Consider the following 11,916-nt stretch of genomic DNA (forward strand, 5'->3'; position numbering starts at 1 on the left):
CTTACTATTAATAGTGGCATTTACCACACTCTAAACCACCCAATAAAGCCGGTGTGATTTTTTCTCCCTTTTTAATTTTTTCGTGCGCTTCGATTACCTTAGCGTAGAAAGCATTGTTTTTCTGCCCTGAAATATCTGTTTCTTTATGGCAGTTGATACACCATTTCATGGTAAGTGGAGAATATTGATAAATTTCTTCCATGGTGTTAACCGGACCATGACATGCAAAACATACTGGCTCTGTAGGCTGTAAACCTTTCGCTTTACGAATTGCATCTTCTGCAACTACTACGTGCTGAGAGTGATTGAAGTAAGCAAAATCCGGAAGGTTGTGAACACGGACCCACTCCATTGGTTTTTCTTTACTCTTATCGTATTTCTGCGTTTCAGGGTCGTAACCTAAAGCATTGTAAATCTTTTTGATTTCAGGAGAAATTTCACCTTCATAATTATCTCTTGCCTGTACCGCTTTATGGCAGTTCATACAAACATTTAACGAAGGAATTGTAGCATTTTTAGATTTAAACGCACCGTTGTGGCAATACTGACAATCGATTTGATTGATACCAGCGTGCAACTCGTGAGAGAATTTAATTGGCTGCACTGGTTGGTAACCTGTATGAACACCAGTGTTCCACATGCCCATCCAGCCCCATGAACCCAAAGCGATGATTAAACACAAAATAAAGAACATCACAAATTTTTTGTTCTTGAACATTTTGCGAACACCAACCTTTAAAGGCACATCTTCTTCAATCTCGATACCTTGCTTTTGTAAAATTAAGCGTTCTAACAACTTAGAAGCACGACCTAATATTACTAATACTACGATAGCAATAGCTACAATTGCAACAATACCTGCAATTGATAAACCTGAAGTTCCTTCACTTTTAGCAGCTTCGGATGATGCAACAGTAGCATCACCTTTTGGTTTTGGCTCACCTTCTTTGATGTATGCTAAAATGCTTTTTACTTTCGCTTCATCCAATTCAGGAAAAGAAGTCATCGCAATTTTACCATTCTCATTGAAAAGCTTTACCGCAGCAGGGTCTCCCGAAGCAATTAAAGCCTGCGAATTTGGAATCCATTTTAAAAGGAACGATTCCGGGTGACGATCGCTTACGCCAGTTAAGGCAGGGCCAACCATTTTAGCATCTAACGCGTGACATGCGGTACATTTTGCCTTGAAAAGCGTTCTTCCTTCTGCAGCATCTTGCGCACTAACGGTAGAAACCGCTATAACGGAAATAGCTGAAAACACGAATAACGATTTCCAAACGCTTTTTAAAATCATCGAGATATCTCTCATAATGAACACTTTATACTTATTTAATTTACTTTTAGTTGTGAAATTGATGCCTGAGATGAAATACTCCCACCAAAACTTGAACAAAAGTATAACTTATTAATAAATCCCATGACATAATACTGACTTGAAATACAATTTATAATCATTCTAAACAAATGCGATTTCAAGCCAATCAGCTAATAAAAAAGCCCATTTTCGAAGTTTTTCTCCAATGGGCATTAAAAGAACTGTTTGGTTTTATAAAAATTTCTAATTATTGTTTTAATATCCAGGCAAACATTAAAGGCGCTACAATAGTTGCATCACTTTCTACAATAAATTTAGGCGTATGGATGTCTAATTTGCCCCAGGTAATTTTTTCGTTTGGAACTGCTCCTGAATATGAGCCGTAAGAGGTAGTAGAATCTGAAATCTGGCAGAAATAACTCCAGAACGGTATGTTTTCCATTTCCATATCCTGATAAAGCATTGGAACCACGCAAATTGGAAAATCGCCGGCTATACCACCGCCAATTTGAAAGAAACCTATTCCTTTACCATCGCTGTTTGCAATATACCAATCGGCCAGCCAACCCATATATTCGATACCACTTTTCATTGTAGTTGCTTGCAATTCCTTTTTCATAACATAAGAAGCAAAAATGTTTCCCATTGTTGAATCTTCCCATCCCGGAACAACAATTGGTAAATTCTTTTCTGCCGCAGCCAGCATCCATGAATTTTTGGGATCGATTTCATAGTACTGCTCTAAATCGCCGCTTAAAAGCATTTTGTACATAAATTCATGTGGAAAATATCTTTCACCAGCCTCATCAGCATCTTTCCATATTTTATGGATGTGTTTTTGCAAACGACGGAAAGCTTCCTCTTCAGGAATACAAGTATCGGTAACGCGGTTGTAATGGTTTTCTAATAAATCCCACTCATCCTGCGGACTTAAATCTCTGTAATTTGGCACACGTTTATAATGTGAATGTGCAACCAGGTTCATTATATCTTCTTCAAGGTTGGCGCCGGTACATGAAATTATGGCTACCTTATCCTGACGAATCATTTCTGCAAGCGAAATACCCAATTCGGCCGTACTCATTGCCCCAGCCAAAGTAATCATCATTTTCCCGCCTTCATCCAAATGTGTTTCATAGCCTTTAGCTGCATCCATCATTGCCGCAGCATTAAAATGGAGGTAATTACGCTCCATAAACTGAGAAATTGGTCCTCTTGTATTGCTCATCTTGTTTTGTCTTATTTGGCGCAAAAATAGGCAAACAATCTCCAAATAGCAATAAACAGTTTACACTTATCGGTTTACATTTCAAAATCACATAATTTACACAGCCAAGGTTTGGTGTAATTTTCTTTTCTTTGCGCCATGAAAAAACTGGGACTAATACTTTCTCTATTTGCAATTTCGTTTTCAGGTTTTGCTCAAATGAAGCTGATCAAAAAGATGCTTTCGAATGAAAAAGACACCACACGAAAAGCAAGTTTTTTACCTATCCCCTCTTTCGGCTACTCACAGGAAACCGGACTGGAATTTGGAGTCGGTGCGATCTACTCCTATTATTCAGATAGGAAAGACACAATTACCAGAAGCTCCAACTTTTCAGTAAATGCTACATATTCAACAAAAAAAACATATAACATTGCGTTAAAAGGTGATGCCTGGTCGCCAGGTAACAAATATCATTTTATTGGGGATGTTCGTTTTAAAAAAATGCCATTTAACTTTTATGGAATAGGAAACAATGCCCAAAAAGCTGATGAGGACAAGCTGGTAATGAACCAGGTTAAGGCACTTTTTGATGCGGAACAGAGTTTTCTTAAAAACGCTTACACTGGTGTTTCATTAGGTTTTGAAAACTATAAATTTACCGATCAAATCCCGGGTGGAATTTTTACCAGCAACCCAAATATTTTCGATAAAGATGGCGGCTCTGTGGTGTATGTTGGCGTGAGTCAGAGTTACGATACCAGAAATTCAAATAACTATCCTTCTAAAGGTTTTTTTGGCCGTGTTACCTATCAATTTGCACCGCACTTTTTTGATGCCGAAAGTTTCACCGGAAGTCAGGTTAAAGTTGATATTCGAAACTTTTGGCCAATCGCTAAAAAACTTGTACTCGGTGTACAGGGAATCTATTATACCATACAAGGCTCAAATACGCCTTTCTATTTATTGCAGCAAATGGGTAACGACCAGATTATGCGGGGCTATTATGGCGGGCGCTATCGCGATGAAAACCTGATTGCCTCGCAGCTGGAATTAAGATATCGATTTATGAACAGATTCGGAATCGTTGCATTTGCCGGGGCAGGTAAAGTTTTTAATAACGACAATGCCAACCTAAAAAGCTTAAAACCCAATTTTGGTTTCGGCGGAAGGTATTTCTTCGATACAGCTAAAGGCCTGAGCGTGCGTGTTGATTACGGTGCAGGCGAAAAGCTTGCGAATGAAAAACGGCAAAGCGGCTTTTACATCAGTTTAGCAGAAGCTTTTTAACAAATAACTAATTGCTCCGCTTACGTTCTTCCTCGTTTCCTGTTTTTCTATCTGATTGTTTTATTTTTTCATTCCCAAAATTAAAACGAATGCTGATACGAAGCTGGCGACTATCGTAATAGTTATTGTAAGCTTGCGGAATGTTATTTACAACACTGGTGAATTGATATTTATTTGATTTGAATACATCCGAAACGTTTAACGCAACCTGAAGTTTTTTATTTAACAGCAAAGTTTTAAGACCCAAATCGAGGTTATACTGGCTTCTATTTTTATTCAAACCATCAACGGACGGAAACTGATACCAAAAACTCAGGTCGCCTAAAATTGTTTTAGATTGATTTAATACGAATTGATTAACAGTGGAAAAATATGCGCCAAAACCCTTTAAATTACTGAGGGTTTGAGGCAAGGTCGAGTTCGAGACATTATAAAAAACATCGATTTGATTTATACTTTCCAGCCACTTTAGCCTATTATAAACAAAGGAGTTGCCGAGCTGATAACTGCTTCCCGTTACAAAATTTAGTGGTTTAGTAACCTGGGTATTTGTATTTCCATCGACAAAGTTGACGTCATTATATCCATTGGTTAACCTTCCGAAAGATAAAGTTGTTGTGAAAATGTTTTTATAGGTGTGCGCAACTTCGATATTGTTATTGTAGGAAGGTTGCAAGAAAGGATTTCCTTCAGTGTAAGCATATTGATTGCTATACCAACGAAATGGATTTAATTTTTTATAAGCCGGCCGGTTAATCCTTCGACCATAATTTGCGGAGAACACACTATTTCCATTGGCCTTGTAAGTAATAAATAGCGTTGGAAACAACTGGAAATATTTCGTCTTGGTAATTTGGTTAACCGATAGGCCATTTATCTGGGAATATTCACCTCTCAAGCCAGCCTGAAAATCAATCTTTTTAAATTTTCTGCTCAGATTTACGTATCCCGCCTGCGTACTTTCCCGATAAACAAAGTTGTTTACCTGACTTTGATCCAGTTGATAAAGCCCGTTTTGCTTTATAAAGAAAGCAAGGTTACTGCTACTCTGAATAAAACTAAGTTTGGCGCCGAACGAGAAATTATAGACCTTCGACGGCATATCAACATCAGCTTTCAACGTGTATAAATTTATATGCTGGGCACTTTCTGATAAATATTCTGCATAAGATAGTGGAATAACTTCCCCGTTTTGCCTGTAACTTGTGTTATTGAAAAACCTGCTTTTATCATCCATATATTTAAACCAGTCGGCCGTAAATGTAAGCCGCTTACCCGCCGAATCTAAAGCCTGTTTAAGGTAGAAGTTTGCCGCATGAAAATGCGATTTTATGCTGGCGTTTGCATCTGAGTTCAAGATTGAATCGATAAGTCCGGATTTGTTTAAAATATTGGTTTTAATATTTTCCTCAGACCGAAAGTTCGTCAAACTGCCATTATAAGATGCCCCAAGGATGGTTTTTTGAGAAAGTTCATAATCCAGGCCGATTTGGCCGCCTGGCACAGTTCTAAAATTTCTGTCTCTGTTAACCGTGTTCCAGGTTTGGTTTTCATAAAAAATGCTGCTCTTTTCTAGCGGAACTAATGATCCTTTCCTAATGTTGAAGTTTGTGTACAACGAGATTTTATCTTTTTTGAAACTGAGATTACCACCAGCAGCACCAGTCGCATAAGTTGCCTTCGAAAACGTCGAATTTACAGCGCCACGAAAGCCTTCGGGCATGTTCTTTTTTAGTACAATGTTGATCAGTCCGTTATTGCCTTGTGCATCATAATTTGAGGGAGGATTCGTAATTACCTCAATTTTAGAAATGTTATCGGAAGAAATCGATTTCAAGTAATTTGACAAATCATCATCCATTAATTGAATCAGCTTGTCATTAACCATAACATTTACACTACCTTTTCCTACCAACGAAAGTCTGTCATTTAACACCCGTACCCCAGGCACTTTTGCGAGCAATTCCAAGGCATCCGTCCCGATTGCTGCCGTGCTGTTTTCGGCATTAAAAACAATCCTGTCGACTTTTTTTTCGATGAGTTGTTTCTTAAAATTAACATCTACCTCTCTCAACTGTTTTGTAAAATCCTCCAGGCTTATGCGGATCGTGGTGTCGCCTTTTAACAAAACCGAGAGCTCTTTTGGTTTAAAATTTAGAGATGAAAAATGAACTTTATAGGTTCCTGCCTGTAGGTTTTTGAAAAAAAAGTAGCCTAAAGTATCGCTTTGCGTTACGCTACGAAATTTAAGTGTATTTGAAACTGATACAGTTACTCCCGAAACAGCCCTTCCGCTTTGCGAGATAGTTCCATGAATTTTAAATTGAGCATTTAAAGTTGAGGTAATGCAAATTAGAATTGCAACTGATAAAAATCTGAGCATTTCAATCGAATTGGATTAAGGCACATAGTTTGGCACTTACTTTCAAAAGGTAGCCTAGTAATTCCATGATCAAAATTTTATGATTTTGTGAAGGCCGTAAATCCGTCTAATACCAGGTTACATATTTGCCTTAAGTTTTTCTCATCGCTAAAATATGCAAGGCTTTTTTCGCTGCTAATGTTTCCTAATTCTATAACAATTGCAGGAACTTTCGATTCTCTCAACAACAGCAGACTTGCATCCTTTAATGAATCGCGTACGGACAGTCCATCGAATTGCCTTAAACTTTTTAAAACATTAAAACCGAATTTTTCTGCATCCTTTATGTTTGGGTTTTGCTTAGATACAATAACTTCTAACCCTTCGAAAGGCACATGCATGTTCGGTTTTGGCGTAGAATTGTGGTGTATGGAAATGAAAGCAGTAGCACCTTCATCCGGCAAACGGTCTCTCAGTGGAATCATCTTATCACGCTCACGGGTGAGGATAACTTTTATATTTCGCTTAGTCGCTTCTTCTTTCAAAATTTGCGCCGCACGTAAATTAAGGTCCTTTTCGGCAATGCCAGATGCACTTTTTGAAGCCCCATCCCGGCCGCCGTGTCCGGCATCAACAACTAAAACCAATTCCCTGCCTGTAGCTAAATGGTTAATTTCAGAAGTAACTATTTTATGTTGTGAAGCATCTTCTAAAGAAAGGTTGCCGACTGGAAAAATCGAGCCCAGTAAAATTTGATTTTTGCTGGAAATTGTATCAGTGGCAACAGGCTTTTTATTGGCATCCGTAGCATGCTTTGGCGAAACAACGACTGATTCTTCAACTGCTTTCGGGCGGTAATCAACTTTATTATGCTCAGCAATGAATTTCCTTATGACCACCTCCTTTTTATTTACAAAAGCCAAACAGCAGAAAGAAATAATTGGAATTGTAATTAAATAAGACATCTTTCGGACAGCAGAATCAGGTTTTTTGTACAACATAAAAATTCTGTTTTTTAGTGGAAGCCTGCTAAAAGTATTAATGATTAAACTACCAGCTGGCATGGCGAGCTTTAAAAGTAAAGTTGCATAAGAACCTTTGTCGGTAGTTTTGGTGGTGGCTTCGTCTGCTAAAAACTCGTGGTTATTATCTATTTCCTGTTTCCAGAGGTAAATAACAGGATTCAACCATAAAATACAGCTCGCGAGATTCACAATTAACTTATCGAAGATATGAATCTGATTAACATGGATTGATTCATGCTTAATAATCAGTGCTTTTGCATGCTCCGAAAGTGATGCATCAACAACTATTTTGTTAAAAAAAGAGCAATTCTTGATTTTGGAATTGGCCGAAACAAATATTATAGAATCGCTTTCGATGATGGTATATTTTTTTAAGCGTTGCCTGATATGCACTATGGTGATAACGCATTTTAGGAGCAAAACAAAGGCAACAAAAACGTAAGCATATGCCCCAATATCAAGCCAATTGAAGTTAAAAATATTCGAGCCTCCCTGATTCAGTTCACGCTCAACTGAATGATCGGTGCTGTAAACTATTTCGGAATTTAAAACAGGATGATGTACCGCTACTTCTCGCTTTTGCTCGATAGTTAACACCGGAATGAGGAAGCAGATTAGTAAGCCTGATAACAGATAAAGCCTGTTAAGTTTAAAAAAGGTAAGTTTCCCCAGTAAAAATTTATAAGCTGCAAAAAACACCAGCAAACAAACCGAAACCTTCAACAGATAAATTAAAATCATAGTTTGGAATTTTCATTAATGAGTTGTTTGATTTCTTCTATATCTTTTTCACTCAACTTTTCTTCTTTAACCATGAAGGATAAAAGACTGGCAGGCGAACTATCGAAATAGCTCGAAAACATTTTGGAGAAAGTTGTTTTGGCGTATTCATCTTTGGAAATTGCAGGAAAATACTCGTAGGTTTTACCGTAAGCTTTATAGTTTAGGTAACCCTTTTTCTCCAGCAAGCGAACAATGGACGAAATGGTGTTATATGGTGGTTTAGGCTCTTCATCCAATTCGTCGATAATATCTTTAACAAAAGCCTTTTGCAGTTTCCAAAAAACGTGCATAATGCGCTCTTCTGTTTTGGTAAGTTCTTCCATACCCAAACTTATAACTTATTTTTCAGTTATACAACTATAAGTTACGTTATATAACTGAATAAACCGTTTTTAAATTTAAGTATTTGATAAACAGTATGATAAAATTGTAGAAAAGTTATTTACTTAAGCCGGCCAGTGCATTAATTGTTAACGCAACAATAACGGTATTAAAGATAAAGGAGATTATACTATGTAGCAGAGTAAGCCTTCTAATCCGTCTTGAGGAGATTTCGACATCAGAAACCTGAAAAGTCATTCCGATTACAAAAGAGAAGTAGGCAAAATCTATAAAATCGGGTTCCTCATTTCCCGGAAAATCGAGTCCGCCATTTTTACTGTTACTATTACCATAAAATAAGTGCGCATAACGCATGGTAAATGTTGTGTGAACCAGCCCCCAGGATAAAAACATCCCGGAAATTGCGGTAACCAAATCAAGTGTTTTAATTTCCTTATCTAACAGCAGAAGAATAACTGCTAGTAAGCCGGCGAAGGTAGATACCACAACTATTGCAAATATTTCTCCTCTGGTTTCATCCTGCATTTTTGCTTTTAAGTGTGTTTGTACTGCAGAGGTATGGTAAAACATATACCAATGAAGGCCAATTAAAGAAACACAAAAAAAATCCCAGCCGAGCATTAAATGGGTTAGCAGAGTGGTGTGAATAAATAATGAACCTAAGTACGCTAAAACGCCGGCAAGAAAACTAAGCAGCAAAACATATAAGGCTGTTAACTTCTGGATTCCGTTTAATTTAGGTTCGATTTTCATTATTGTTTAAATTTCAGTTTGAAGTGTTCTTTTGCCTGACCTTTTTTAAAATAAACCAATCCGATCCAAAACAAATCTATAGTAACAGTTACATCAGGATGGCTTTTAATTTCCTCCCAGGCTTCCTTCATCCCCTGGCTCCAGTAAATATCATCAAAAATGAGCAAAGAATTTTCGGTAACCTTTGGTAGGCACCATTTAAAATAATTTAAGGTAGCATCTTTTCGGTGGTTGCCATCAATGTAAACAAAATCGAGGGTTGGTTGCCTTGAAATAATATCAGGAAGAATTTCATCGAAATTTCCTATATGCAATTCTATATTATTTGAATCTAGATCTTTGAAATTTTTTCTGGCTACATTGGCTGTTTCAGGGCAGCCTTCGATGGTAATTATTTGAGCTCCGGGACTAGCTTTTGAAAGGTATGCAGTTGTAATGCCTAAACAGGTACCGAGTTCTATGGCTGTTCTGGGCTTCGTATTTTCTGCTAAACGGTAAATAAGCTTAGCCAAACGCGGACTTTTCAGCGCATTTTTAGCAATCTGACTAACTTTCTTTGTCCGGTTCTTGTTTAGCTGAGAGCCCGCTCCCAGGTCGGTGACAGTAATTACAGAATCGTCATTAAAAAGTTTTTTTCGCTGAGCTTCAATATTTTTGTATTCAAATTTGTCGCTAAAATCGTAAATTACCTCGTCTGCTAGCTTGTAAACGAATGGCGAGTGCGTTCCATGTCTGGTTTTAGCAGTTAAACGGTGTTTAAGGTAATCGGTAATAAATTGAATTATCATAACTGTTGCAAAAGTAATTAAACCCCGCAAACGTATGTATGTTTTATGGAAAATAACACAGAGATAAGCGCTTTAGTAAAATTGCTTGATGATCCTGATGAAGAAGTTTATCAGCATGTAGAGCAAAGACTACTTGAATATGGTGGAGAGGTAATTCATTTTCTTGAAAATGCATGGGAGCAGTCTTTTGATGGCCTACTTCAGGAACGTATTGAAAATATTGTTCACCAAATTCAGTTCAAAACCGTTAAGGAAGATCTAAACCTATGGTATTTAAGCGGTGCCTTCGATTTGCTTCAGGGCGCTTTAATCATTAACAGATATCAATACCCTGATTTAGACGAGCAAAAAGTTATTAATCAGCTCGAGGAAATTAAGCGTGAAATCTGGCTGGGTCTTCAATATGAGATGAGTTCGGTAGAGAAAGTGAAACTGATAAACCATGTTTTATACCAACAATTCGGTTTTGGCGGCAACACTAAAAACCATCACGATCCGCAGAATTCTTACTTAAATCAGGTTTTAGAAAGTAAAAAAGGAAATCAAATTTCTCTGGCAATCATATATTCTACGCTGGCTCAAAAACTAGATATGCCAATTTATGGAATCAATTTACCCCAGCATTTCATATTAGGCTTTATTGATGAAAGTAAGCAGGAAGGCACAGAATACGGTGTTTTGTTCTACATAAATGCATTTAACAAAGGTAACATCTTTGGAAAACACGATGTAGATCAGTTTCTGCGACAGCTAAACCTGGAGGCTTTACCAGAATATTATAGGCCTTGCAGTAATACTGACATTATTCGCCGGGTAATTAGAAATTTGATTTCTGCATATGAAAATGCCGGCGCTACGGAAAAAGTCGCCGAACTTAACGAACTTCAAAAAATTATTTCAGAACAAGATACATCCCAATAGCTAAATGCCTGAATCATCATTCCGAACGAACAACTTTTATAGAGTAGCCGCAGTAATTTTGCTTTCTATCTTTTGTGGATTAACTTCAAATGCACAGCAAAAATATAAGCCTAACGTTATTGCTTATTATACCGGCGGCGGAGGCACCCTTATAGATAGTTTTCCGATTGAAAAAATAAGCCATTTAATTTACAGTTTCGGACATCTGAAAGGCGACAGCATGAACATTCATTCTGCTAAAGATTCGGCGTTGATTTTAAAAATGGTCGACCTAAAGAAGCGAAACCCAGATTTAAAAGTGATGATGGCAATGGGTGGCTGGAGTGCATGCGCAAATTGTTCGGAAGTATTTAGCCGGGCCGATGGCCGTAAAACTTTTGCAAAAACAACAAAAGAATTACTCAATTTTTTTAAGGCTGATGGTATTGATATCGATTGGGAATATCCAGCGGTGGCCGGCTTTCCGGGACACCGATACACCGAAGACGACAAACATAATTTTACCCTGTTAATTAAAGAACTGCGGAAAAAGCTAGGCAAAAAAGCGGAAATAAGTTTTGCCGCCGGTGGAACAAAAAACTGTATCGATTCTTGTTTCGAATGGAATGAAATTATGCCATTGGTTGACCGTGTTAACCTGATGACTTATGATTTAGTTAGCGGTTACGCAACAGTAAGTGGTCACCATACACCGCTTTACTCAACTACACAACTGCCACTCTCGGGCGATTATGCTGTTTCAGAGCTAATTAAAATGGGCGTACCTGCTCATAAAATCGCTTTAGGCGCTGCGTTTTATGCCAGAATTTTCGAGAACTCAACCGATGCTAACCAGGGATTATACCAACCAACGAAATTTGTTAATGGTGTATCGTTCAAAAACTTTAGCAAAGAGTTTTCAGTAGATAAAGGCTACAAATATTACTGGGACGAAATTGCAAAAGCGCCATATTATTACAATGCCGAAACCAAAAGGCTTGCAACATTTGATGACCCGAAATCAATTTCACTGAAAACGAAATACGTTATCAATAAAAAACTTAATGGAATTATGTTTTGGGAATTAACAGACGATGCCTATACGGATGGTTTGTTAAGTGTAATTGATAAAACCATTAAGGAGCAATAGT

The 11,916-nt window shown here is 37.6% G+C and carries 10 protein-coding genes; 3 read left to right on the forward strand and 7 right to left on the reverse strand.

All coding sequences use genetic code 11. The annotated features are described in order from the left end of the window. Window positions 1-7: 7 nt before the first annotated feature. Window positions 8-1,309, reverse strand: coding sequence for a c-type cytochrome (locus tag AC0IWT_RS14245; RefSeq protein WP_056869618.1), 1,302 nt, complete (start codon window positions 1,307-1,309; stop codon window positions 8-10). 253 nt (window positions 1,310-1,562) lie between these two features. Then, window positions 1,563-2,543: a deoxyhypusine synthase family protein gene (locus AC0IWT_RS14250; RefSeq protein ID WP_056869617.1), complete on the reverse strand. Its 981-nt coding sequence runs from the start codon at window positions 2,541-2,543 to the stop codon at window positions 1,563-1,565. A gap of 138 nt (window positions 2,544-2,681) precedes the next feature. On the opposite strand from AC0IWT_RS14250, the gene AC0IWT_RS14255 reads away from it, so the two are divergent. Next, complete coding sequence (locus AC0IWT_RS14255; RefSeq protein ID WP_471797654.1) at window positions 2,682-3,812, forward strand: BamA/TamA family outer membrane protein; 1,131 nt, start codon at window positions 2,682-2,684, stop codon at window positions 3,810-3,812. A 7-nt stretch (window positions 3,813-3,819) separates the two neighbouring features. On the opposite strand, the gene AC0IWT_RS14260 is transcribed toward AC0IWT_RS14255, so the two are convergent. The 5 genes from AC0IWT_RS14260 to AC0IWT_RS14280 all read right to left on the reverse strand — a co-directional run bounded on the left by AC0IWT_RS14260 (window position 3,820) and on the right by AC0IWT_RS14280 (window position 9,865). After that, window positions 3,820-6,195 carry a TonB-dependent receptor domain-containing protein gene (locus AC0IWT_RS14260; protein WP_471797655.1) on the reverse strand — a complete coding sequence of 792 codons (2,376 nt, stop codon included), beginning with the start codon at window positions 6,193-6,195 and terminating at the stop codon, window positions 3,820-3,822. A 77-nt stretch (window positions 6,196-6,272) separates the two neighbouring features. Continuing rightward, window positions 6,273-7,940, reverse strand: a complete 1,668-nt coding sequence (locus tag AC0IWT_RS14265; RefSeq protein WP_471797656.1) for an N-acetylmuramoyl-L-alanine amidase — start codon at window positions 7,938-7,940, stop codon at window positions 6,273-6,275. Beyond that, entirely contained in the window at window positions 7,937-8,305 is a 369-nt protein-coding gene (locus tag AC0IWT_RS14270; protein WP_471797657.1) for a BlaI/MecI/CopY family transcriptional regulator, read from the reverse strand. The genes AC0IWT_RS14265 and AC0IWT_RS14270 overlap by 4 nt, the downstream gene beginning before the upstream one ends. Before the next feature lie 115 nt (window positions 8,306-8,420). Next, on the reverse strand, window positions 8,421-9,077 hold the full coding sequence (locus AC0IWT_RS14275) for a DUF1345 domain-containing protein (RefSeq protein ID WP_056869612.1): 657 nt from the start codon (window positions 9,075-9,077) through the stop codon (window positions 8,421-8,423). Further along, window positions 9,077-9,865, reverse strand: a complete 789-nt coding sequence (locus AC0IWT_RS14280; protein ID WP_471797658.1) for an O-methyltransferase — start codon at window positions 9,863-9,865, stop codon at window positions 9,077-9,079. The genes AC0IWT_RS14275 and AC0IWT_RS14280 overlap by 1 nt, the downstream gene beginning before the upstream one ends. A 45-nt stretch (window positions 9,866-9,910) precedes the next feature. On the opposite strand from AC0IWT_RS14280, the gene AC0IWT_RS14285 reads away from it, so the two are divergent. Together AC0IWT_RS14285 and AC0IWT_RS14290 are read left to right on the forward strand one after the other, a co-directional pair. Further along, a complete protein-coding gene (locus AC0IWT_RS14285; protein ID WP_056869610.1) occupies window positions 9,911-10,786 on the forward strand; it encodes a transglutaminase-like domain-containing protein in 876 nt (291 codons plus the stop codon). Window positions 10,787-10,790: 4 nt separating this feature from the next. Next, a complete protein-coding gene (locus tag AC0IWT_RS14290) occupies window positions 10,791-11,915 on the forward strand; it encodes a glycoside hydrolase family 18 protein (RefSeq protein ID WP_471797659.1) in 1,125 nt (374 codons plus the stop codon). The last annotated feature ends 1 nt before the right edge of the window (window position 11,916 follow it).

It is taken from the genome of Pedobacter sp. AC464, from assembly GCF_979253075.1.